Annotated in this window: 22 protein-coding genes; 11 read left to right on the forward strand and 11 right to left on the reverse strand. The window is 59.3% G+C overall.

Annotation, left to right across the window (positions count from 1 at the left end):
* Positions 1-46: 46 nt before the first annotated feature.
* From AB4P92_RS13425 to ntrC, 5 genes are all read left to right on the forward strand, one after another.
* Complete coding sequence (locus tag AB4P92_RS13425; RefSeq protein WP_395599518.1) at positions 47-2,107, forward strand: hypothetical protein; 2,061 nt, start codon at positions 47-49, stop codon at positions 2,105-2,107.
* A 111-nt stretch (positions 2,108-2,218) separates the two neighbouring features.
* Positions 2,219-2,731 (forward strand): DUF4124 domain-containing protein, encoded by a 513-nt coding sequence (locus AB4P92_RS13430; RefSeq protein WP_395599519.1) that lies wholly within the window; start codon positions 2,219-2,221, stop codon positions 2,729-2,731.
* Positions 2,728-3,351, forward strand: coding sequence for a DUF4124 domain-containing protein (locus AB4P92_RS13435; RefSeq protein ID WP_047299353.1), 624 nt, complete (start codon positions 2,728-2,730; stop codon positions 3,349-3,351). Before AB4P92_RS13430 ends, AB4P92_RS13435 begins: the two co-directional genes overlap by 4 nt.
* Before the next feature lie 231 nt (positions 3,352-3,582).
* Positions 3,583-4,668, forward strand: a complete 1,086-nt coding sequence (gene glnL, locus AB4P92_RS13440; RefSeq protein ID WP_150593895.1) for a nitrogen regulation protein NR(II) — start codon at positions 3,583-3,585, stop codon at positions 4,666-4,668.
* The gene (ntrC, locus tag AB4P92_RS13445) at positions 4,665-6,101 is read left to right on the forward strand and encodes a nitrogen regulation protein NR(I) (RefSeq protein ID WP_042557208.1); all 1,437 of its coding nucleotides are present in this window, start codon (positions 4,665-4,667) and stop codon (positions 6,099-6,101) included. Before glnL ends, ntrC begins: the two co-directional genes overlap by 4 nt.
* Before the next feature lie 608 nt (positions 6,102-6,709).
* Here ntrC and AB4P92_RS13450 read toward each other — a convergent pair.
* On the reverse strand, positions 6,710-7,150 hold the full coding sequence (locus AB4P92_RS13450) for a hypothetical protein (RefSeq protein WP_395599520.1): 441 nt from the start codon (positions 7,148-7,150) through the stop codon (positions 6,710-6,712).
* Here AB4P92_RS13450 and AB4P92_RS13455 point away from each other — a divergent pair.
* Positions 7,149-7,604: a tRNA (cytidine(34)-2'-O)-methyltransferase gene (locus AB4P92_RS13455; RefSeq protein ID WP_003220777.1), complete on the forward strand. Its 456-nt coding sequence runs from the start codon at positions 7,149-7,151 to the stop codon at positions 7,602-7,604. The genes AB4P92_RS13450 and AB4P92_RS13455 overlap by 2 nt on opposite strands.
* 113 nt (positions 7,605-7,717) lie before the next feature.
* Here the strand turns inward: AB4P92_RS13455 and secB are convergent, their stop codons facing one another.
* Genes secB through AB4P92_RS13470 form a run of 3 tightly spaced genes read right to left on the reverse strand, consistent with a single transcriptional unit; the run spans position 7,718 to position 8,930 of the window.
* Positions 7,718-8,203 carry a protein-export chaperone SecB gene (gene secB, locus AB4P92_RS13460; protein ID WP_042557206.1) on the reverse strand — a complete coding sequence of 162 codons (486 nt, stop codon included), beginning with the start codon at positions 8,201-8,203 and terminating at the stop codon, positions 7,718-7,720.
* 57 nt (positions 8,204-8,260) lie between these two features.
* Positions 8,261-8,515, reverse strand: a complete 255-nt coding sequence (grxC, locus tag AB4P92_RS13465; protein WP_042557205.1) for a glutaredoxin 3 — start codon at positions 8,513-8,515, stop codon at positions 8,261-8,263.
* Position 8,516: 1 nt separating this feature from the next.
* Positions 8,517-8,930 (reverse strand): rhodanese-like domain-containing protein, encoded by a 414-nt coding sequence (locus AB4P92_RS13470; RefSeq protein ID WP_042557204.1) that lies wholly within the window; start codon positions 8,928-8,930, stop codon positions 8,517-8,519.
* A 153-nt stretch (positions 8,931-9,083) separates the two neighbouring features.
* On the opposite strand from AB4P92_RS13470, the gene gpmI reads away from it, so the two are divergent.
* From gpmI to AB4P92_RS13495, 5 genes are all read left to right on the forward strand, one after another.
* Complete coding sequence (gene gpmI / locus AB4P92_RS13475) at positions 9,084-10,613, forward strand: 2,3-bisphosphoglycerate-independent phosphoglycerate mutase (protein WP_115146014.1); 1,530 nt, start codon at positions 9,084-9,086, stop codon at positions 10,611-10,613.
* A gap of 253 nt (positions 10,614-10,866) precedes the next feature.
* Entirely contained in the window at positions 10,867-12,171 is a 1,305-nt protein-coding gene (locus AB4P92_RS13480) for a murein hydrolase activator EnvC (protein ID WP_047299349.1), read from the forward strand.
* Positions 12,172-12,202: 31 nt separating this feature from the next.
* The gene (locus AB4P92_RS13485) at positions 12,203-13,522 is read left to right on the forward strand and encodes a S41 family peptidase (protein WP_395599521.1); all 1,320 of its coding nucleotides are present in this window, start codon (positions 12,203-12,205) and stop codon (positions 13,520-13,522) included.
* A gap of 2 nt (positions 13,523-13,524) precedes the next feature.
* Positions 13,525-14,301: a divergent polysaccharide deacetylase family protein gene (locus tag AB4P92_RS13490; protein ID WP_395599522.1), complete on the forward strand. Its 777-nt coding sequence runs from the start codon at positions 13,525-13,527 to the stop codon at positions 14,299-14,301.
* A 118-nt stretch (positions 14,302-14,419) separates the two neighbouring features.
* Complete coding sequence (locus AB4P92_RS13495; protein ID WP_395599523.1) at positions 14,420-15,793, forward strand: Vps62-related protein; 1,374 nt, start codon at positions 14,420-14,422, stop codon at positions 15,791-15,793.
* On the opposite strand, the gene AB4P92_RS13500 is transcribed toward AB4P92_RS13495, so the two are convergent.
* From AB4P92_RS13500 to AB4P92_RS13530, 7 genes are all read right to left on the reverse strand, one after another.
* Positions 15,774-16,529, reverse strand: a complete 756-nt coding sequence (locus tag AB4P92_RS13500) for an ABC transporter substrate-binding protein (protein WP_042557198.1) — start codon at positions 16,527-16,529, stop codon at positions 15,774-15,776. The two genes, AB4P92_RS13495 and AB4P92_RS13500, sit on opposite strands and share 20 nt — an antisense overlap.
* A 341-nt stretch (positions 16,530-16,870) precedes the next feature.
* Positions 16,871-17,641, reverse strand: a complete 771-nt coding sequence (hisF, locus tag AB4P92_RS13505) for an imidazole glycerol phosphate synthase subunit HisF (RefSeq protein WP_007897430.1) — start codon at positions 17,639-17,641, stop codon at positions 16,871-16,873.
* 93 nt (positions 17,642-17,734) lie between these two features.
* Positions 17,735-18,484, reverse strand: coding sequence for a 1-(5-phosphoribosyl)-5-[(5-phosphoribosylamino)methylideneamino]imidazole-4-carboxamide isomerase (gene hisA / locus AB4P92_RS13510; RefSeq protein WP_042557197.1), 750 nt, complete (start codon positions 18,482-18,484; stop codon positions 17,735-17,737).
* Between the two features lie 101 nt (positions 18,485-18,585).
* Positions 18,586-18,846: a DUF2164 domain-containing protein gene (locus tag AB4P92_RS13515; protein WP_042557196.1), complete on the reverse strand. Its 261-nt coding sequence runs from the start codon at positions 18,844-18,846 to the stop codon at positions 18,586-18,588.
* Entirely contained in the window at positions 18,847-19,485 is a 639-nt protein-coding gene (hisH, locus tag AB4P92_RS13520) for an imidazole glycerol phosphate synthase subunit HisH (protein WP_008080553.1), read from the reverse strand.
* Positions 19,485-20,078 carry an imidazoleglycerol-phosphate dehydratase HisB gene (hisB, locus tag AB4P92_RS13525; protein ID WP_042557195.1) on the reverse strand — a complete coding sequence of 198 codons (594 nt, stop codon included), beginning with the start codon at positions 20,076-20,078 and terminating at the stop codon, positions 19,485-19,487. Before hisB ends, hisH begins: the two co-directional genes overlap by 1 nt.
* Positions 20,079-20,351: 273 nt before the next feature.
* Entirely contained in the window at positions 20,352-22,016 is a 1,665-nt protein-coding gene (locus tag AB4P92_RS13530) for an OFA family MFS transporter (RefSeq protein ID WP_042557194.1), read from the reverse strand.
* Positions 22,017-22,336 lie beyond the last annotated feature (320 nt).

Below are 22,336 nucleotides of genomic sequence, written 5' to 3' on the forward strand. Positions count from 1 at the left end.
CCGCCGCCTCTGCGCCGCGACTGGCGCCTTTGACGAAGGGATTCGTATGAAGTGGTTATGGGCTCTGACCCTGATGGGCGGCCTCGCCAGCCAGACTGTTAACGCGGCCGAGTTTTATGAAAACAAAACGCTGGCTCATCCGCTGATTCAGGGTTTGCAGGAGAGCTCGGCCACTCTGGCATTTATCAAAGAAGCCGGCGGCGTCAAAGGCTATTACTGCGTATGCGACAAGCCTGAAGCTAGCCCACAACGGCTGGATGACTTCGGCCAGGCCTCCATCGAATCGGTGTTCCTGACGCAACTCGACAGCGAAGATCCCATCCGCCTGGTGCTTTTCAAGCAGCAAACGAAATACCGGATCTACGCCTACAAATACGACGCCAGCAGCCAGCTCTACACACGCGTCACAGGACTGCAAAAAGCCCTCGACCGAATCGCCGAAGGCCAGAAGCGGCTCGACGCCCTCACGATCAAGAAAGCAATGGCGCAGCTAACGCCGATCAACTATCGCTTCTACTACGAGCAATCGGGCATTCCCGAGTTTGACCAACTCGATCTCACCGCAGGAGCGCTGGTCGGTTATTTCGATGAACAGACCAAACCACTCGACATCAACATGCCCGGTACTGGTCAGTACTATTTCAAAAAAACCTATCAGGAAAAAAACGGGCGTTTTCTCACCGTCACGTTTTGGCGCGGCATCAATACGTCCCTTAACGACGGCAATCGCATGCTCTACAACTACCAGGTCAGCCGCATGGCCTGGGAAACCGCGCCCGCTACTTTCAGCGGTAGCGAGGATGGCGATTCGGTTTCCTTCAATTTCGGCGAAATCAGCGGCCAAGGCTCATACGAAAAAGGTGTGCGCGTGGGTGCCTGGTCTTTCACCAAAGAGTCTAAATACTCGGCCAGCGGTGACTATGTGGCGGGCAAGCGACAGGGTGAATGGGTCGAAACCGAATATTCGAAGACCTTGACCGGCCAGTATGTCGACGGTGAACGCGAGGGGCGCTGGACGATCCTCGACGATGGCGATCCCGATAACACGACGACCGGGTTCCAGACATACAGGCGTGGCGTACTCGATGGCCCGAGTGAAGAAATCACTGGCACCATTACCGTGCGTGGCAATTTTATCAACGATCAACGCGAAGGCCCTTGGGTGACCGAAGCCGGCTCCGGTTTTTACCACAATGGCGTGCAAAGCGGTCTGTGGACGCTCAAGGCTGATAAAGGCCACAGCCAGACAGTGAACTTCGTTGCCGGCAAAAAGGATGGCGAGTTACGCGACACCGATGCCAGCGGTGTCCTGACGTTGATCGAGCATTACACGGCTGGCGTACTGAATGGCACTCGCGAGGGCTACAGCCCAAGCGGTAAACGGCTCTACTCGCAGTCCTACGAAAACGGCAAACTCGAAGGCCGGTCACTGGGTTACAGCGACGACGGCCAAGTGCTGATGAACGATATTTCCTGGCATAACGGAGAGCGCGAAGGTCCCTATCTGACCTTTCTGCACGACGGCACACCTGCAACAGTTGGACGCTTTGAAACGGGGCGCTTTATCGGCCTGATGAAACGCTACGACGAAAATGAAGTGATCTATGAGGAATCCAATTGGTGCCGCTTCGACAAGAACGGCCCGACCATTGATCGCTGTGGAAAATTTCGTACGTTCACCCACGGCAAACTGACCAATGAAACGGATTTTTTGTTTGGCAGCAGCCAGGCCGAAGTCAGTTACGACTACAAAACCGGCAATAAGACCCGCGAAAAGATCATCGGTGAAAACGACCAGATCACCGTGCGCACGTATTACGAAAACGGCCAGATCGAATGCCAGAAAAACTCGGTGGGCTTCAGCTGGATGACCGTCAACCAACAACAAGTCAAAAGCTACGAATACGGCGGTGATCTGGCCGGTGAACAGCTTTGCTATTACCGCAACGGCGTGGTCAAAAGCCGGGCGTTTTACGACAAGGGGCCGGTCGGTTGCACGATCCAGTACGACGAGACCGGAAAACAAACCTACCCCGGCCCTGAAGGCTGCCCCAGCCCCGTAGCGCCCGTCGGAAAGCAGAAACGCATGCTCAACTTCAGTAGTTGAGCAATCAGTCAAAACCGGGATGGTTTGTGTGAGCGGATGTTGTCTCAGTTAGGCTTACCGTCGTCCCTGGCCTATGCTGCAAGCCAATCTCATTGTTGATCGGTCGAGCCCATGGGTCGTGGTCTTCTATTCCTCCTGCTGGTGATTGCCCTGCCCGCCGTCGCGCAGATCTACAAATACACCGACGCCAACGGCCACACGGTGTACAGCGATCATTCGCCGGACGGCGTCGACGCGCAGCCGGTGGAGTTGCCGCCGCTCAACCGTGTCGAATCGCAAACGCCGAGCACGCCGCCAGCGGTCGAGACGGACAATCGCCAGCCTGAGCGCAACGCTTATGAGGTGCTGGAACTGGCCGGCCTGCCCACTGAAGAAGCCCTGCGCGCCAACAACGGCACCTTCACTGTCAATGTGCTGATCAAGCCGCGCCTGCAACCGCCGCAGCAATTAAGACTGGTTTTGGACGACGAGCCTTACGGGCAGCCGAGCAACGTGCCAATCCTGCAACTGGTGAATGTCGATCGCGGCGAACATCGTCTGGCCGTGCAGGTGATCGACGGCGAAACGATCGTCCAGCAGAGCCCGCCAGTACTCTTCACCGTGCAAAGGGTGCACAAGCCATGATCCGCGCATGGCTGATCGCCGCGCTGGCCATGACAGCGCTGCACGCCTCGGCCGAGGTGTTCACTTATATCGATGCGCAGGGCAATCGTGTCTACACCGATCAGCCACGCGGCAACGCCAAGCGGGTGCCGCTGGCCACCAGCAATCGCATGCCGGCTACCACCACGGCTGCTGCGCCGATGACCACCGCGAAAAAATCGCCGGAACAACCTCCGTTCCATTACGACATGCTGCGCGTTCTGGTGCCCGAGCCCGACGCGACCATTCGCAGCAGTGCCGGTGAGCTGATCGTCAGCATCACCAGCGAGCCCGGCTTGCAAAAGGGCCATCTGTATCGCTTGCTGCTGGACGGCAAAGCCACCGGCGAGCCCGGCGTCAGCCCGGTTTTTCCGCTGAGCAATATCGACCGTGGCAGCCATAGCCTCTCGATAGAAATTCTTGATGCTCAGGGCCGCACCGTCGAGCGCACCGCCAACCAGCCCTTCCACATGTTGCGCATCTCGCTCGCGCAAAAACGCCAGGTTAAACCCTGCGTTACTGAGGACTACGGCGTGCGCCCCGAGTGTCCGCTGAAAGACAAACCCGAAGAGCCTAAAAATCCCTTCCTGCGTTTCTTCTAACGCCATTCAGCTTTGCGCACTATATTGGTGCAATAGATTGCACCGTACTCACATTCCATCCCATTTTGGTTCGAAACTTCCCGTTCCAGCTGGCAGAACGCCACGCAAACGAGCGTCAAACGCCCGTTTCAGGGGTTGAACGCTTCTTTTCGGAGCCTTGGTTTGGTTTTTGCATTTTCCATCTGAACACGCTTGTTTCTTGCGCACGCTCCGCCCCCAAAAGAGGCCTTGATGACTATTAGCGACGCAATCCCACGCTTGCTGCTCGACAACCTGACCACCGCCACCATCTTGCTCGATGCCGAATTGCGCCTCGAGTACATGAACCCGGCAGCGGAGATGCTGCTGGCGATCAGCGGCCAGCGCAGCCATGGGCAGTTCATCAGTGAGCTGTTCACTGAGTCCGCCGAGGCGCTCAACTCGTTGCGCCAGGCCGTGGAGCAGGCGCACCCGTTCACCAAGCGCGAAGCCATGCTCACCGCCCTCACTGGTCAGACCCTGACGGTGGATTACGCGGTGACGCCGATCCTCAACAACGGCGCGACCCTGCTCCTGCTGGAAGTCCACCCGCGAGATCGCCTGCTGCGGATCACCAAGGAAGAGGCACAGCTGTCGAAGCAGGAAACCAGCAAGATGCTGGTGCGCGGCCTCGCCCACGAGATCAAGAACCCGCTCGGCGGCATCCGTGGCGCTGCGCAATTGCTGGCCCGCGAGCTGCCGGAAGAAAGCCTGCGCGATTACACCAACGTGATCATTGAAGAGGCCGATCGCCTGCGCAATCTGGTCGACCGCATGCTGGGTTCGAACAAGTTGCCGTCGCTGGCCATGTGCAACGTTCACGAGGTGCTCGAGCGTGTCTGCCATCTGGTCGAAGCGGAGAGCCAGGGCTGCATCACGCTGGTGCGCGATTACGACCCGAGCATTCCCGACGTGTTGATCGACCGCGAGCAAATGATTCAGGCCGTGCTGAACATCGTGCGCAATGCGATGCAGGCGATCAGCAGCCAGAACGAGCTGCGTCTGGGCCGCATCAGCTTGCGTACCCGGACCATGCGCCAGTTCACCATCGGCCACGTCCGCCATCGTCTGGTGACCAAGATCGAGATCATCGACAACGGCCCGGGCATTCCGGCGGAACTGCAGGAAACCATTTTCTTTCCCATGGTCAGCGGCCGCCCGGACGGTACCGGGCTGGGCCTGGCCATCACCCAGAACATCATCAGCCAGCACCAGGGCCTGATCGAATGTGACAGCCATCCAGGCCACACCACGTTCTCGATCTTTCTGCCACTGGAACAAGGAGCCACATCGACATGAGCCGTAGTGAAACCGTGTGGATCGTCGATGACGACCGTTCTATCCGTTGGGTTCTGGAAAAAGCCCTGCAGCAAGAAGGCATGACCACCCAGAGCTTCGACAGCGCCGATGGCGTGATGAGTCGTCTGGCCCGTCAACAGCCGGACGTGATCATCTCCGACATCCGCATGCCGGGCGCCAGCGGTCTGGACCTGTTGGCGCGGATTCGTGAGCAGCACCCACGGCTGCCGGTCATCATCATGACCGCTCACTCCGATCTGGACAGCGCTGTCGCCTCCTATCAGGGCGGTGCGTTCGAGTACCTGCCAAAGCCGTTCGACGTTGATGAAGCGGTGTCGCTGGTCAAGCGCGCCAATCAGCATGCGCAAGAACAGCAAGGCCTGCAGGTCGTGCCAGCACTGACCCGCACCCCTGAAATCATCGGCGAAGCGCCGGCGATGCAGGAAGTGTTTCGTGCCATCGGCCGCTTGAGTCACTCCAACATCACCGTGCTGATCAACGGCGAATCCGGCACCGGTAAAGAATTGGTCGCCCACGCTCTGCACCGTCACAGCCCGCGTGCGGCCTCGCCGTTCATCGCGCTGAATATGGCGGCGATCCCCAAGGACCTGATGGAGTCCGAGCTGTTCGGCCACGAGAAAGGCGCGTTCACCGGCGCGGCCAACCTGCGTCGCGGGCGCTTCGAACAGGCCGATGGCGGCACGCTGTTCCTCGATGAAATCGGCGACATGCCGGCGGACACCCAAACCCGTTTGCTACGGGTTCTGGCCGATGGCGAGTTCTATCGCGTTGGCGGCCATGTGCCGGTCAAGGTTGACGTGCGGATCATCGCCGCGACTCACCAGAATCTGGAAACCCTGGTGCACGCCGGGAAATTCCGTGAGGACTTGTTCCACCGCCTCAACGTGATCCGTATCCACATTCCTCGCCTGTCGGATCGTCGCGAAGACATCCCGACGCTGGCCCGACACTTCCTCAGCCGCGCTGCGCAGGAACTGGCGGTGGAGCCGAAGTTGCTGAAAAGCGAGACTGAGGAATATCTGAAGAACCTGCCGTGGGGCGGCAACGTGCGCCAGCTGGAGAACACCTGCCGCTGGATCACGGTCATGGCGTCCGGGCGCGAAGTGCACATCAGCGACTTGCCGCCAGAGTTGCTCAACCTGCCGCAGGATTCGGCGCCAGTGACCAACTGGGAGCAAGCGCTGCGCCAGTGGGCCGATCAGGCGTTGGCGCGTGGCCAGTCGAACCTGCTCGACAGCGCGGTGCCGGCATTTGAGCGGATCATGATCGAGACGGCTCTGAAGCACACCGCCGGGCGTCGTCGTGATGCCGCAGTCTTGCTGGGTTGGGGGCGAAATACCCTGACGCGCAAGATCAAGGAATTGGGGATGAAGGTCGATGGCGGGGATGATGATGAGGGGGATGAGGGGTAAACACCTCGTTCGCTTGAGGCCGTATGTGTACTCAAGATCTCTCCCCCTCACCCCAGCCCTCTCCCGAGGGAGAGGGAGCCGATTTATGTCGCTGCCAAATGTGAGTTCGACTCGGACTTTCAGGTCGGCGTGTCTCTTTAGTATCCCTCGATCAGTCCCCTCTCCCTCTGGGAGAGGGTGAGGGTGAGGGCAATTCAGCCGTGCACCACCGTAATGCACTTTGACCCGCAATCGAGCATATCCGGCGGCTGACTAGCCAAATCCAAACCACTGCAAAACTTCAACTTCAAAAACACGAAAGCCCCGTAATCTGGGGCTTTCGTGTTTCCGACAGCTGCTTTTGTTTCAAAAAATTAAAACCTGGCACACCTCCTGCAATACCTCTTACAGGTGATTCGTTTCACCACCCGTTTCGGGGACCTTGGTACAGGCAGGCCGGGGATTCCCCTCTTTACATCGGGCTCGCACCGCAAAGCGACGAGCTCACCCTTTTGGGATCCTTGGTACAGGCAGGCCGGGGGTTCCCTCTTTACACCGGGCGTTTCGCTCAAGCGAAAGTCCACCCCGTTTTGGGAACCCTGATACAGGCAGGTCAGGGATTCCCGCTTTTATTGCTCTCGCAGGTGAATCTCCAGCCGCCAGCGGTCATCGATCTCGCTGCCGGCCCAATCTCCCTGCAGCGGCCGCGCCGCCAGCACCGTCAACAACAACCCGCCATCACTCATTCGCGTACGCCAATTCACATCTTTGCCATTGAGCTTGAGCTGGCCTTTCTGCGCCCGCCCATCAGCCTGAAACAACAGCGCCACCGTGCCGTCGATGATCTCGCCGTGCAGTTTCGGTTCGTTGTTGAACCACACCACCAACCCGCTTTCAGTCATTTCGACCTGCTGCAATACGCTCGGATCTGGCGTGGTCAGGCGGCCAATCATCAAACCGATCATCAAACCGACAATCGCCAGCGAACCGATCACCCGCGGGAATAGTTTCGAACGCGAGTCCGCTTGCGGCGTAGAATGCGCGTCATCTTTACCTTCGGAGCCGTGCATGTTTCACGTCATCCTTTTTCAACCAGAAATTCCGCCGAATACCGGCAACGTTATCAGGCTATGCGCCAACAGCGGCTGCCACCTGCATTTGATCGAACCGCTGGGCTTCGAGATGGACGACAAGCGCCTGCGTCGGGCCGGTCTCGACTACCACGAATACGCCACGCTGCAACGCCACGCCGACCTCGCCAGTTGCCTGGAAAGTTTAGGCAATCCACGCCTGTTCGCGTTCACCACCAAGGGTTCGCGGCCGTTTCATGATGCTGCGTTCGTGCCGGGCGATGCGTTCATCTTCGGTCCGGAAAGCCGAGGCCTGCCACCAGAAGTGCTCGACGCCCTGCCGGCCGAACAGCGCCTGCGCCTGCCGATGCGCGAGGGCTGCCGCAGCCTGAACCTGTCCAACACCGTGGCGGTGGCCGTGTATGAGGCGTGGCGGCAGAACGACTTCAAGTAACACTGCAAAACAAATGTGGGAGCGAGCCTGCTCGCGATTACGGAGTGTCAGTCACTCTGACATACCGCTATCGCGAGCAGGCTCGCTCCCACATGGGGTATTGCTGAACCGTCTTATTGAACGGTTGGCGTCTCGCCGCTTTCCTGCATGCGCTGCAGCTCTTGCGCGTACAGGGCATCGAAGTTCACCGGAGCCAGCATCAGCGCCGGGAACGAACCGCGGGTTACCAGGCTGTCCAGGGTTTCGCGAGCGTACGGGAACAGGATGTTCGGGCAGAACGCACCCAGGGTGTGGCTCATCGAAGCCGCGTCCAGGTTCTTGATCAGGAAGATACCGGCCTGTTGCACTTCAGCGATGAAGGCGACTTCTTCACCGTTTTTCACGGTAACGGACAGGGTCAGTACGACTTCGTAGAAATCGCCTTCCAGTTCTTTCTGACGAGTGTTCAGATCCAGACCGACCGCCGGGTCCCACTGCTGGCGAAAGATCGCCGGGCTTTTCGGGGCTTCGAAGGACAAGTCGCGTACGTAGATGCGCTGCAAGGAAAATTGCGGTGCGGTTTCTTCTTCGCTGGCTGCAGTGTTCTGTTGGTCAGTCATCTCAGATCCTTTCTGATCTTGGGTCTTTTAGGGAGTGCTGTACGTGGGTGCAGCCGTTCAGGCCTTGAGCAGCGCGTCGAGCTTGCCGGCGCGCTCCAGGGCGAATAAATCGTCACAGCCGCCGACGTGCTTGCTGCCGATCCAGATCTGCGGCACGGACGTGCGTCCGGCTTTCTGGGCCATTTCGGCACGCACCTGCGGCTTGCCATCGACCTTGATCTCTTTGAAGGCCACGCCTTTGTTCTCGAGCAGGTACTTGGCTCGCGAGCAGTAAGGGCAGTAATCGCTGGAGTAGACGATGACTTCGCTCATGTCACTTCACCAACGGCAGGTTGTCGCCTTTCCAGCTGGAGATCCCGCCGGACAGCTTGGCGGCGGTGAAGCCGGATTTCATCAGTTCGCGGGCATGAGTGCCAGCGGTCTGGCCCAGGGCATCGACCAGAATGATGGTCTTGGCCTTGTGTTTTTCCAGCTCGGCGACGCGTGCGGCCAGTTTGTCCTGAGGAATATTCACCGCGCCAACGATGTGGCCGGCAGCGAAATCCTTGGCTGTGCGAATGTCTACCACCACGCCCGCGTCTTTGTTGACCAGCGCGGTCAGCTCACCGGTGCTCAGGCTTTTACCGCCGCCCTGCATCGTGTGCGCCAGCAGCAGAGCCAGCAGTACGACGAAGATACCGACAAGAATGTAGTGGTTAGTGGCAAATTCAATCAGGTGAGCAACCATCGAAGGAGGTTCCAGGGCGTTAAAATGTCGGCCAGTATACACAGCCACTATGGTGGGCCAAACCCCGTCCGGCGGTGACGCGGTCGGAACTTCGCTTTAAACTCCAACTCCCTTTTCCATCGCCCTCTTCTTTATTAGCCACGAGTGGATTCCATGACTACCACGCCTAAACCTTTGGTCCTGATCATTCTCGACGGCTTCGGTCACAGCGACAGCCCCGAATCCAATGCCGTTTTTGCGGCGAAGAAGCCTGTGCTGGATCGCCTGACGGCCAACCAGCCGAACGGCTTGATCTCGGGCAGCGGCATGGACGTCGGTCTGCCGGACGGCCAGATGGGCAACTCCGAAGTCGGCCACATGAACCTCGGCGCCGGTCGCGTGGTGTATCAGGACTTCACCCGCGTGACCAAATCGATCCGCGACGGCGAGTTCTTCGAGAACCCGACCATCTGCGCCGCTGTGGATAAAGCCGTGGCTGCCGGCAAAGCCGTGCACTTCATGGGCCTGCTGTCGGATGGCGGCGTGCACAGTCATCAGGATCACCTGATCGCCATGGCCGAACTGGCCTTCAAGCGCGGCGCCGAAAAAATCTATCTGCACGCTTTCCTCGACGGCCGCGACACGCCACCCAAAAGCGCTGCTTCGTCGATCGAACTGCTCGATGCGACGTTCCAGGCACTCGGCAAGGGCCGCATCGCCAGCATCGTCGGCCGCTACTTCGCCATGGACCGTGACAACCGCTGGGATCGCGTGGCCCAGGCGTACAACCTGATCGTCGACGGCAACGGCGAATTCAACGCTGCCACCGCTCAGGAAGGCCTGGACGCCGCTTACGCCCGTGGCGAGAGCGACGAATTCGTCAAAGCCACCACCATCGGTGAGCCGGTCAAAGTCGAAGACGGTGACGCCGTGGTGTTCATGAACTTCCGCGCCGACCGTGCCCGTGAGCTGACCCGCGTGTTCGTCGAAGACGATTTCAAGGACTTCGAGCGCGCGCGCCAGCCAAAACTGGCCGGTTTTGTCATGCTGACGCAATACGCCGCGAGCATTCCTGCACCGTCGGCTTTCGCGGCGGGCAGCCTGGAAAACGTGCTGGGCGACTATCTGGCAAAAAACGGCAAAACCCAGCTGCGCATCGCTGAAACCGAGAAATACGCCCACGTCACCTTCTTCTTCTCCGGCGGCCGTGAAGAACCGTTCCCGGGCGAAGAACGCATCCTGATCCCGTCGCCGAAAGTCGCCACTTACGACCTGCAGCCGGAAATGAGCGCGCCGGAAGTGACCGACCGTATTGTCGAAGCCATCGAAAACCAGCGTTACGACGTGATCGTGGTCAACTACGCCAACGGCGACATGGTCGGCCACAGCGGCGTGTTTGAAGCGGCAGTGAAAGCGGTTGAATGCCTGGACACTTGCGTCGGGCGCATCGTCGAAGCACTGGACAAGGTGGGCGGCGAAGCGCTGATCACCGCTGACCACGGCAACGTCGAAAAAATGGCCGATGAAGAAACTCACCAGGCGCACACCGCACACACCACCGAGCCGGTGCCGTTCATTTACGTCGGCAAGCGTGACCTCAAGGTCCGTGAAGGCGGCGTGCTGGCGGACGTGGCGCCGACCATGCTCAAGTTGCTGGGTCTGGAAAAACCGGTGGAAATGACCGGGACTTCGATTCTGGTTTAATCCGCGGCCTCAAAACACCGCTCAACCCTGTGGGAGCTGGCTTGCCAGCGATAGCAATCTGACAGCCAACAGCTATGTTGAATGTTCAGACGCCATCGCTGGCAAGCCAGCTCCCACAGTGGCTTATGGGGTTTTCGAAATGGAATTAAGCCTGTCTGGCGCTCCAGTTATCACACAGCCCCAATTGGGCGTTTTTTTTGCAGCCTCGGGCGGGCATACTAGGCCGTCCATTACCCTGGTGCCGCCCGCCCCTATGCTTCGCGTCCTGATTGCCCTCGCTCTGACCTGCCTGCTCCAACCGGCCTTCGCTGACGAGCGCGCGCAAACCCAACAGCAGCTGGACGCAACGCGTCAGGACATTGCCGAGCTGAAAAAGCTGCTGAGCAAGGTTCAGGAAGAAAAGTCCGGCGTACAGAAAGAGCTCAAGGGCACTGAGACCGAGCTGGGCAAGCTGCAGAAGCAGGTCGATGCACTGCAAAAAGAACTGCAGAAAAGCGAATCCGAGCTGCAACGACTCGATGCAGAGAAAAAAAAACTCCAGAGCGCGCGCACTGAACAACAACGACTGATCGCCATTCAGGCCCGTGCGGCCTATCAGAACGGCCGTCAGGAGTACCTCAAACTGCTGCTCAACCAGCAGAATCCCGAGAAGTTCGCCCGCACCCTCACCTATTACGATTACCTGAGCCAGGCTCGCCTGGAGCAGTTGAAAAACTTCAACGAAACCCTGCGCCAACTGGCTAATGTCGAAAAAGACATCGGCTTGCAGCAGGCGCAATTGCTGGTACAGAAAAGCGACCTCGACACCCAGCGCGACGAACTCGAAAAAGTTCGCAAGGAGCGCCAGCAAGTGCTGGCCAAGCTCAACGAGGACGTCAAGGCTCGCGACCAGAAACTCGCCGCCCGCGAGCAGGATCAGGCAGACCTGTCTAAAGTCCTCAAGACCATTGAAGAAACTCTGGCCCGTCAGGCCCGTGAGGCAGAAGAAGCGCGAAAAAAAGCGCTGATCGCCCAGCAGGAAGCGGAAAAAAAGCGTTTGCGTGAGGCGCAAGCCCACGCGGATGCAGAATCGGACACCAGTGACGCCCCACGAAAACCTGTCAAATCGTCTCCCGGCGCACTGGTTTCCAGCAGTGGCGAAACCTTTGGCGGGGCTTTTGCGGCAACCCGGGGAAAACTTCCATGGCCGGTTGATGGTCGATTGCTGGCACGCTTCGGTGAAAGCCGTGGCGATGACGCCCGCACCAAGTGGGATGGCGTGATGATCAGCGCCTCCGCCGGCAGCCAGGTGCATGCCGTACACGGTGGGCGCGTGGTGTTTGCCGATTGGCTGCGGGGCGCCGGGTTGCTGGTGATCCTCGATCACGGCAATGGTTTTCTGAGTCTTTACGGTCACAACCAGACACTGCTCAAGTCGGCGGGTGACGTGGTTAAAGCCGGTGAGTCCATCTCCACTGTCGGTAACAGTGGCGGTCAGGACACATCAGCGCTGTATTTTGCAATTCGTCAGCAGGGTCACCCGAGTGATCCGGCGCAATGGTGTCGTGCGCAAGGATAAGCGCACCACCTAATTCAGGAGTTTGTTCGACATGCTGCATTTGTCCCGCCTTACCTCGCTGGCCCTGACGATCGCCCTGGTGATCGGCGCGCCTCTGGCGTTTGCCGCTCAACCGGCTCCGGCCGTCGCTCCGGCAGGCACAGCTGCGACCTCCAAGGCCCCGCTGCCGCTGGAAGAGTTGCGCACCTTTGCCGAGGTCATGGACCGGATCAAAGCCGCATACGTCGAGCCGGTGGACGACAAGACTCTGCTGGAAAACGCGATCAAGGGCATGCTCAGCAACCTTGATCCGCACTCGGCTTATCTGGGCCCTGAAGACTTCACCGAGTTGCAGGAAAGCACCAGCGGCGAGTTCGGCGGCCTGGGCATTGAAGTCGGCGCCGAAGACGGCTTTATCAAAGTCGTCTCGCCAATCGATGACACGCCAGCGTCGAAGGCCGGCATTCAGGCTGGCGACTTCATCGTCAAGATCAACGGTCAGCCGACTCGCGGCCAGACCATGACCGAAGCCGTGGACAAGATGCGCGGCAAGATCGGCCAGAAAATCACCCTGACCCTGGTACGCGACGGTGGCACGCCATTCGACGTGACCCTGGCGCGCGCCTTGATTCAGGTGAAGAGCGTCAAGTCGCAGCTGCTGGAGTCGGGCTACGGCTATATCCGCATCACTCAGTTCCAGGTCAAGACCGGCGATGAGGTCTCCAAGGCCCTGGCGAAGATGCGCAAGGACAACGGCAAGAAGCTCAACGGCATTGTTCTCGACCTGCGCAACAACCCGGGTGGCGTGTTGCAGGCCGCGGTGGAAGTGGTCGACCACTTCATCACCAAAGGTCTGATCGTCTACACCAAAGGCCGCATCGCCAACTCCGAGCTGCGTTTCTCTGCTACCGGCAAAGACGAAAGCGAAGCAGTGCCGATGGTCGTGCTGATCAACGGTGGCAGCGCCTCGGCGTCGGAAATCGTCGCCGGTGCTCTGCAGGACCAGAAACGCGCCGTGGTCATGGGCACCACCAGTTTCGGCAAAGGCTCGGTACAGACTGTGCTGCCGCTGAACAACGACCGCGCACTGAAGATCACCACCGCGCTGTACTTCACGCCCAATGGCCGTTCGATCCAGGCCCAGGGCATCGTCCCGGACATCGAAGTGCGCAAAGCCAAGATCACGAGCGAGGCGGACAGCGAATACTTCAAGGAAGCCGATCTGCAGGGCCATTTGGGCAACGGCAACGGCGGCGCCGACAAACCGAGCGGTTCCGCAGGCAAGGCCAAGGCCATGCCGCAGGATGACGATTACCAACTGGCCCAGGCCCTGAGCCTGCTCAAAGGCCTGAGCATTACGTCCGGCCGCTGAGGATGTTTTTGCGTTTCGTCTTCGTTCTGCTGTGCTGTCTGGCGGGTGCTGCTCACGCACAACCCGCCGGCTCTACGCCTCACAAAGCCTACCTGACACTGATCATCGACGACCTGGGGCAAAGCCTGCCCCGGGATCGCCGCGTGCTGGCCCTGCCCGGCCCGGTGACCGCGGCGATCATGCCCGACACGCCCCACGCCACCGAATTTGCCCGTGAAGCCCATCGTGCCGGCAAGATCGTCATCTTGCACATGCCCATGGATCCGGCGACCGGCCCGTACGCCTGGCATCCCGAACTGCCCATCGAAGAACTCGAAAAGCGTCTGAACGCCGCGTTCAAAATGGTCCCGTACACCGCGGGCATCAATAACCACATGGGCAGCCGCATGACGGCGCAACCGGAGGCAATGGCCTGGTTGATGGGAGAGTTGCAGCGACGCCACAAGTTCTTCGTCGACAGCCGCACCAGTGCGCAGACCGTGGCCGCGCAGCAAGCGCAGAAGATCAATCTGGCGAGTGTTTCGCGCGATGTTTTTCTCGATGACGAGCGCACCGAGGCGGCAATCTTCACCCAGTTGCAGACCGCGATCAGCCTCGCGCGCAAACAGGGTTCAGCGGTAATGATCGGCCATCCTTATCCACAAACGCTGGCCGTGCTGGAGCGAGAGTTGCCCAAGCTTAAAGCTCAAGGCATTGAGTGGATCGACATTAAACAAATGATCAGCGTGCGCAGCAATCGCGCCATGGCCGGTCATGGCAAGGACGGCCTCTACCGGTAACGGCCTGTTGCGTCAGGCAATAGATAGTTACCACCAGTCACCCCTCGCACTTCCGGATAGTGAGACCTGCAACAGGTCGCGACTCCCTTGAGTCGCTGTTCAACTATCAGGAGTGACCATGACTATTTACGACAACGCTCAAGTATCCGACTGGCAGAGGGAACCCATCAGGGTCGACAACCTGCTGATCAACTTTACGACCGAGTTCCTGAGCATCTGGGACACCTACGGCTCCAACGCGGAACCGGCGTCTTTCTGGCGCCCGACCCCGGCGGCCGATGTGCTGCCCGGCTACTTTCCATTAGGCGACGTCGTCCATCCGGGCCGTGACAACATCAACAACAAGAAAGTCGTGGCGGTGGTGTGCGAGGCGAGCACACCGGCGGCCGATCCCGAAAAAGGCAAGGCCCTGAGCGCACCGACCGACTTCGAACTGGTCTGGAAAGACTCAGGCTCCGGCGCGACCAAGAACGGCTCCGTCTGGCGCCCTCTCCCGCCGGAAGGTTACGTCGCGCTGGGCTCGGTGTGTTCCAACAGCCACGAAAAACCTTCTCGCAATGCCGTTCGCTGCGTACGGGCCGACCTTGTCAGCGCGTCAGCCACATGCGATCTGATCTGGAATGACAAAGGCAGTGGTGCGCGGCAGAGCATCAGCACGTGGAGCGCCGCGCCGCCGGTGGCCGCTTCGGGGGAAATGCACCTGGCGCCCGGCACGTTCGCCGGTGTCAGCGGTTACGCGCTGCCGGCGAATTTTCTGGTGTATTCGTTACGCCTGCACCTTGCGGTTCAAGTCAATCCAAAACCGACAGCACCCGTGCTTCTCGGGGTAACGCCTGAGCCCCTGCAAGCGCCTGAGCAGCCGACCTACACAGCCAGGCTGCCCTGGTTCGCCGTCAAGGATCCCTTGTTCACTCCACTGGAGCAGCGAGACCACTCGCCCTTCTATCAACTGGAGCGCACGGATCACTATGTGCTCGTCGGCCATGGTCACAACAGCGGGCAAGACAGTACGACATTCCGATGGTCAGCCCAGCGCGAGCAACGCACGCGAGGTCAATGGGCGTTCTCGACACTGACCTCCATCGAATTTGGCGTGCAGTGGGGCGCGCAGGTACCCAGTCCGTTTCTGTTTTCGGCTCGGCTCAGCCATGAGTTGACGCAATGCGAAATGCCCAACAATGAATGGCTCGATACCTCTGCGATCGACGTCGTAGCGGTAGTGGACAGCCATAAGGCCGTGGCGGTTTATCTGATTCAGAGTGACTACAGTCTTGTGCGCGCAGACGGTACGCCGGTGACCACTACGTTCAGTTATACCGACGGTCGCAGCCTGCACATCAGCCAATACACACCGGGGGCGCCTGCCAGCACCGTTGCTGTGGCGCCGGAAGCGCAAGTGCCAGGGGTCGCGGACATCCCCGCGACGGACAACGACAGCGCCACCCCGCTGGCGGAAACGGCGCTGGAGGAGGTTACAGATACCGCGCCATGATTTCGTCCACTACACCTTCTTTGCGCAGTTGATCGAGTGCGTCCTGCAGCCTGGCGACGACGTCATCGGAGACGTCCTTGTTCAACGCCAGGTATAACTCGGCGCTATTGAAGCGCAGCACCGTTTTCAGCCCCGTCACACCCTCCTGCCGCGCGAGGTAACGCCCGGCAGGATCTCCCGTTGCCCACAGATCAATCTGTCCGCTGACCAGCTTCTTGGCGTTGTCCTGATCGCGCAGCACGACCACGGGCTTCAAGCCTTGCTTGGTCAGCGTCTCGGCAATCGCGTCGCCTTTGTAGGCGCCGATTTTGTACTTGCGCGCGTCATTGAGGGTTTCGAGGGTGATCTTGCTGTCAGCCTTGGCCAACAGGATCCAGTCGTCGGGGCCGATCGGACCGACCCACTTGAAGAGTTTTTCACGATCCGGCAGACGCGCCATCACAAAGGCACCGTAACCGGGATTTTCCAGCGCCAGCTTGTACACCCGCTCCCAGGGGAACCGCAGGGTCAGGCTGTAAGTGACGCCGGCACGCTGGAATATCTCGCGAACGATGTCGGTGGCGATGCCGTTGATGTTCTCGCCTTGGGCGAAATTCTTGCCGTTCTTCGCCATGTTGTAGGGCGGGAAGTTTTCGGTGAGGAGCACCAGATCAGTGTCGGGACTGTTTTCGGCCCGGACGGTGTTGAGCAGCAACACAGAGGCACTGGCAAGAACAAGAAGCAGGCGTTTGATCATGTCGGGCTACCGAAATCCATGGCGTGCCCAAGAGTGCCTTGGGCACGCCATGCTGTCCACTGGCCTGTACCGTTTTAGCGCATCCGGATCTCGCGATACTTCTATCGATCAAAAACTGTACGTGATGCACACGACTGTTATTCACCAGCACATTACAACAACGCCATATTCTGGTACCGCTCGATGCCCTGCCATTGACGCTGTGCAGTTACACCATGGATCGGAATCTCAGCACTTCAGAGGTCCGTACAGATCTGCTGCAAAGCTCTGGGACAGATTGAGGACCTGGCCGCTTGACGATCGATCTGAACCGCCAAGCGGCGCCGCCGCATCTGAGGCACTTAGCGCATCACGATCCCGCGATGGGCCATATAGGCCTTGGCTTCCTGCACGGTGTATTCGCCAAAATGGAAAATACTCGCCGCCAACACTGCGCTGGCGTGGCCTTCAAGGATGCCGTCGGCCAAGTGCTGCAAGTTGCCGACACCACCGGAAGCGATCACTGGAATGCCCAGTGCATCGCTGATGGCGCGGGTCACGCCGAGGTCGAAACCGTTTTTCATGCCGTCCTGATCCATGCTGGTCAGCAGGATCTCACCGGCCCCCAGGCCTTCCATTTTCTTCGCCCACTCGACCGCGTCCAAACCGGTCGGCTTGCGCCCACCGTGGGTGAAGATTTCCCAGCGCGGGGTTTCGCCCGGGCCGGAAACCTTCTTCGCATCAATGGCGACGACGATGCACTGCGAGCCGAAGTGCTGCGCGGCTTCGCCAACGAATTCCGGGTTGAACACGGCTGCGGTGTTGATCGACACCTTGTCCGCGCCGGCATTGAGCAGGTTGCGGATGTCTTGCACGGTGCGCACGCCACCGCCAACGGTCAGCGGGATGAACACCTGACTGGCCATGCGCTCGACTGTATGCAGCGTGGTGTCGCGGCCATCGACGCTGGCGGTGATATCGAGAAACGTAATCTCGTCGGCGCCCTGCTCGTCATAACGACGGGCGATTTCCACCGGGTCACCGGCGTCGCGGATGTTCTCGAACTTCACACCTTTGACGACCCGGCCGTTATCCACGTCCAGGCAAGGGATGATGCGCTTGGCTAACGCCATGGGCTTAATCTCCGATTAAGAGTTGCAAGCTTCAAGCTACGAGCTGCAAGAAAAAGCCGATCACGGTCGATTTTCTAACTTGCAGCTTGCAGCTTACAACTTGGAGCTGGCCGCGTAGCCATCACAAAAAGATTGAGCCTCTGCAACATCCAAAGTCCCCTCATAGATCGCCCGGCCAGTGATGGCGCCGATGATGCCCGGCGCCCTGGCGTCGAGCAGCGACTTGATGTCACCGAGGTTGTGGATACCGCCGGAAGCGATCACCGGGATCTTCGTTGCCGCAGCCAGCGCAGCGGTGAACGGTACGTTGCAGCCCTGCATCATGCCGTCTTTGGCGATGTCGGTATAAACGATCGAAGACACGCCGTCGGCTTCAAACTGCTTGGCCAGATCGATGACCTGCACGGTGCTGATTTCAGCCCAGCCGTCAGTGGCGACAAAACCGTCCTTGGCGTCGAGGCCGACGATGATTTTGCCCGGAAACGCGCGGCATGCTTCGGCGACGAAGGCCGGATCTTTCACGGCTTTGGTGCCGATGATCACGTAGCTCACGCCAGCCTTGACGTAGTGCTCGATGGTCTCCAGAGAGCGAATGCCGCCGCCGATCTGGATCGGCAGGTTCGGATAGCGTTTGGCGATGGCGGTAACCACTTCGCCGTTGACCGGCTGGCCTTCGAAGGCGCCGTTCAGGTCGACCAGATGCAGACGACGGCAGCCGCCCTCCACCCACTTGGCAGCCATGCTCACCGGGTCATCGGAGAACACCGTGGAATCTTCCATGCGGCCCTGGCGCAGACGCACGCAGGCACCGTCTTTAAGATCGATAGCAGGAATAATTAGCATGCTTTTCCTTCGTCAAAGAGCTGCAAGCTGCAAGCTTTAAGCTGCAAGCGCGCACGGGTGTCTGATTCTTGCAGCTGACAGCTTGAAGCTTGCAGCTGCTCCTAATTTTTTTCGAGCGCCCACAGGTCGCTTTCGATGCTTTCAAACCGCTCTTTGAGGTGGGTCTGCACATCGAAAATCGCCCTGTTGTAATAGTGCGGAGCAATTTCGCGGGTAAACAGCTCAAGAATTTCTGCCGCTTCGAACGAACCCAGGTCCAGTTCGAAACGATCCTCCATGAACCGCTTGATCTTGTGATTGGCCTCGTTCTCCTGTTCGGGAGTGAGGGTCAGGATCGGCGGTTTGGACTTCTTGGCGGCCATTTACCAGCGACCGTCCCACGCTGCGAAGTTCTGCAGCAATTGCAGGCCATGGGTATGGCTTTTCTCCGGGTGAAACTGCACGGCGAAACGCGAGCCATCGGCCAGCGCTGCAGCGAAATCGACACCGTAATGACCGCCGCCCACCACCTGCCGCGCGTTGGCGGCGGCAATGTAGTAGCTGTGCACGAAATAGAAACGCGCCATGTCCGGAATGTCGTGCCAAAGCGGGTGACTGACCTTCTGCTTCACCTCGTTCCAGCCCATGTGCGGGACTTTCAGGTGTTCGCCGTCTTCATGCAAGTCTTTGCCGAAGAACTTCACCGCGCCCGGGAACAGGCCGATGCAGTCGACGCCGTCGTTCTCTTCGCTGGTATCGAGCAAGGCTTGCATGCCGACACAGATGCCGAGGAACGGACGATCCTGGCTGACTTCACGCACCAGCGAATCAAACCCGAGGCGACGGATCTCCGCCATGCAATCGCGAATCGCGCCGACACCCGGAAACACCACACGGTCAGCTTCGCGGATCACGTTCGCATCGCTGGTGATCAACACTTTACCGGCGCCGACATGCTCGAGGGCCTTGGCCACCGAGTGCAGGTTACCCATGCCGTAATCGATAACTGCAACCGTCTGCATTACAGAACGCCTTTGGTCGATGGCATCTGCCCGGCCATGCGCTCGTCGAGCTCGACAGCCATGCGCAGCGCGCGGCCGAAAGCCTTGAACACGGTTTCGATCTGGTGGTGAGTGTTGGTGCCACGCAGGTTGTCGATGTGCATGCTGACCAGCGCGTGGTTGACGAAGCCCTGGAAGAATTCCTGGAACAGGTCAACGTCGAAGCCGCCAACGGTGGCGCGGGTGTACGGCACGTGCATTTGCAGGCCCGGACGACCGGAGAAATCGATCACCACGCGCGACAGCGCTTCATCGAGCGGCACATAGGCGTGACCGTAGCGACGGATGCCTTTTTTATCGCCGATGGCTTTGGCGAAAGCCTGGCCGAGGGTGATACCGACGTCTTCCACCGTATGGTGGTCGTCGATATGCAGATCGCCCTTGCATTCAATATCCAGGTCGATCAACCCGTGACGGGCGATCTGATCCAGCATGTGCTCAAGAAAAGGAACACCGATATCGAATCGGGCCTTTCCGGTGCCATCAAGGTTGATCGAGGCTTTGATCTGGGTTTCCAGAGTGTCGCGCTCGACAGAAGCCTTACGTTCGGCCATCACCAGCTCCGCAAAATCATTGGGCGAAAAAGGCAGCCATTATAGGCACGCGGGCGCGAAACAGAAACACGAGAGGTGATATGACTGACGGAGTGAATCCGGGGGTGTCGCGGGTAGACATGTGCATACAAGCTACCGGGCACACCACAAAAACAAGTGTGGGAGCGAGCCTGCTCGCGAAAGCGGTAGATCAGCCAACATTTATGTCGACTGACACTCCGTCTTCGCGAGCAGTCTCGCTCCCACCGTTTTCGCGCTTATGCAGCTAACAATTTAGTTAAACAGTACCGCCGTTTTCTGCAGGGTCACCCACACACCCCACGCCAACGGAATACCCACCACCAGCCACGCAGCGACGGCCAACGGCTTGCTGCCCGGTGCCGCTTTCCATTCCAGAACGGTGGTCGCATCGGCACCTTTGTCATGGCCCAGCGCCTGTTCAGCAGCCAGTTCGGCGTCGGTCATGAAGTACTTGTCAGCCACCGGGCGCACCAGCAGGTTGCACAGGAAGCCCAGCACCAGCAGACCGGCGAGGATATACAACGTGATGTCATAAGCGGCGGCGCGTTCAACGCCGATGCTCAGTTGATACTCACGCAGGTAGTTCACCAGCACCGGACCAAGCACACCGGCCGCCGCCCAAGCGGTCAACAGACGACCGTGGATCGCGCCAACCATCTGCGTTCCGAACAGGTCGGCCAGATACGCCGGAACCGTGGCAAAACCACCGCCGTACATCGACAGGATGATGCAGAACGCCGCCACGAACAGCGCAACGTTGCCCAGGTGACCCAGGTTCGGGATCAGCGCGTACAGGGCAAAACCCAGCGCAAAGAACACGAAGTAAGTGTTTTTACGGCCCAGGTAGTCCGAGAACGATGCCCAGAAGAAGCGGCCACCAATGTTGAACAGGCTCAGCAGACCCGTAAAACCGGCAGCAATCGCGGCGATGGAAGCCAGTTGCCCGGCATCCAGTTGGCCGAACGGCAGGTCAACACCAATCAATTTGCCGCCGAACACTTCCTGCAACAATGGCGAAGCCATGCCAAGGATGCCGATACCGGCAGAGACGTTCAGGCACAGCACCAGCCACACCAGGCGGAATTGCGGGGTTTTCCACGCCACATTCACGTGTACGTGACGATGAGTGATCATCGCGTTCGCAGCTTTTTTCGCCGGAGCGGTCCAGCCTTCAGGCTTCCAGCCGGTTGGCGGCACACGGTAGGACAGTGCCCCGCCGATCATGAACACGAAGTAGATCGCGGCCATCACCAGGAAGCTCTGCCACACGCCGACGCCAGTTGGCGATGCGAAGTGACCCATCAGCGCTGCGGCCAACGGTGCACCGACCATCGCGCCACCACCGAAGCCCATGATCGCCATGCCGGTCGCCATGCCGCGCTTGTCCGGGAACCACTTGATCAGGGTCGACACCGGCGAGATGTAGCCCAGGCCCAGACCGATACCACCGATCACGCCGGAACCGATCCACATCAACCAGATCTGGTGGGTATAAATCCCCAGCGCCGAAATCAGCAGACCGCCGCACCAGCACAGGGCCGATACAACGCCAGCCTTACGTGGTCCGGCGTGTTCCAGCCAGCCACCCCAGATCGCTGCCGAGCAGCCGAGGAAGATGAAGAACAGGGTGTAGATCCAGCCGAGCATCGAGATCGGCCAGTCGCATTGCGACGAGAAGACTTGTGCGATGAAGCTCATGTCCGGCGCGCAAGCCACCGGTGCAGTAACGCCCAGCGCCTTGGACAACGGCAACCAGAACACCGAAAAGCCGTAGGCCATGCCGATGCACAGGTGAATGGCCAGAGCGGCCGGTGGAACCAGCCAACGGTTGAAACCGGGCTTGGCGATGATGCGTTCCTTGGACAGGAACGCGGGCTGATCGGCTTTGAAGCCATCCGCCGTGATGCTCGTGCTCATTGTGTATCCCCCAATTATTAGTATGGTTCGCCAGCCACTGTTCACCCCCGGCCTTATGCACGCAGGCATGACCGTTTTTTTGAGTGAAGCTCCTTGAAGGCGCGACGTTAAGTCGCAGAAGGACGGACGAACCGGCGAAGGTTACCATTTGCACGTGACAGAAAAACCAAACTGATATCACCTTTTTTCTGTCACCTGATCGTATCTCTGCGGGGAACCCCCATCGCATCCGTTGTCGAAGCGCTACAAGCGGCGAGTCAACGACCTAGGCAGGACGCCTCAGCAGTGAAGACTGATGCAGCGCTATACTCCCCGGCTAA

Source organism: Pseudomonas sp. A0308 (assembly GCF_044218815.1).
GTDB lineage: Bacteria > Pseudomonadota > Gammaproteobacteria > Pseudomonadales > Pseudomonadaceae > Aquipseudomonas > Aquipseudomonas iridis.

Coding starts and splice junctions, on each gene's coding strand:
- AB4P92_RS13425 (WP_395599518.1), top strand. CDS start 47: ATGAAGTGGTTATGGGCTCTGACCCTGATGGGCGGCCTCGCCAGCCAG.
- AB4P92_RS13430 (WP_395599519.1), top strand. CDS start 2,219: ATGGGTCGTGGTCTTCTATTCCTCCTGCTGGTGATTGCCCTGCCCGCC.
- AB4P92_RS13435 (WP_047299353.1), top strand. CDS start 2,728: ATGATCCGCGCATGGCTGATCGCCGCGCTGGCCATGACAGCGCTGCAC.
- glnL (WP_150593895.1), top strand. CDS start 3,583: ATGACTATTAGCGACGCAATCCCACGCTTGCTGCTCGACAACCTGACC.
- ntrC (WP_042557208.1), top strand. CDS start 4,665: ATGAGCCGTAGTGAAACCGTGTGGATCGTCGATGACGACCGTTCTATC.
- AB4P92_RS13455 (WP_003220777.1), top strand. CDS start 7,149: ATGTTTCACGTCATCCTTTTTCAACCAGAAATTCCGCCGAATACCGGC.
- AB4P92_RS13450 (WP_395599520.1), bottom strand. CDS start 7,150: ATGCACGGCTCCGAAGGTAAAGATGACGCGCATTCTACGCCGCAAGCG.
- secB (WP_042557206.1), bottom strand. CDS start 8,203: ATGACTGACCAACAGAACACTGCAGCCAGCGAAGAAGAAACCGCACCG.
- grxC (WP_042557205.1), bottom strand. CDS start 8,515: ATGAGCGAAGTCATCGTCTACTCCAGCGATTACTGCCCTTACTGCTCG.
- AB4P92_RS13470 (WP_042557204.1), bottom strand. CDS start 8,930: ATGGTTGCTCACCTGATTGAATTTGCCACTAACCACTACATTCTTGTC.
- gpmI (WP_115146014.1), top strand. CDS start 9,084: ATGACTACCACGCCTAAACCTTTGGTCCTGATCATTCTCGACGGCTTC.
- AB4P92_RS13480 (WP_047299349.1), top strand. CDS start 10,867: ATGCTTCGCGTCCTGATTGCCCTCGCTCTGACCTGCCTGCTCCAACCG.
- AB4P92_RS13485 (WP_395599521.1), top strand. CDS start 12,203: ATGCTGCATTTGTCCCGCCTTACCTCGCTGGCCCTGACGATCGCCCTG.
- AB4P92_RS13490 (WP_395599522.1), top strand. CDS start 13,525: ATGTTTTTGCGTTTCGTCTTCGTTCTGCTGTGCTGTCTGGCGGGTGCT.
- AB4P92_RS13495 (WP_395599523.1), top strand. CDS start 14,420: ATGACTATTTACGACAACGCTCAAGTATCCGACTGGCAGAGGGAACCC.
- AB4P92_RS13500 (WP_042557198.1), bottom strand. CDS start 16,529: ATGATCAAACGCCTGCTTCTTGTTCTTGCCAGTGCCTCTGTGTTGCTG.
- hisF (WP_007897430.1), bottom strand. CDS start 17,641: ATGGCGTTAGCCAAGCGCATCATCCCTTGCCTGGACGTGGATAACGGC.
- hisA (WP_042557197.1), bottom strand. CDS start 18,484: ATGCTAATTATTCCTGCTATCGATCTTAAAGACGGTGCCTGCGTGCGT.
- AB4P92_RS13515 (WP_042557196.1), bottom strand. CDS start 18,846: ATGGCCGCCAAGAAGTCCAAACCGCCGATCCTGACCCTCACTCCCGAA.
- hisH (WP_008080553.1), bottom strand. CDS start 19,485: ATGCAGACGGTTGCAGTTATCGATTACGGCATGGGTAACCTGCACTCG.
- hisB (WP_042557195.1), bottom strand. CDS start 20,078: ATGGCCGAACGTAAGGCTTCTGTCGAGCGCGACACTCTGGAAACCCAG.
- AB4P92_RS13530 (WP_042557194.1), bottom strand. CDS start 22,016: ATGAGCACGAGCATCACGGCGGATGGCTTCAAAGCCGATCAGCCCGCG.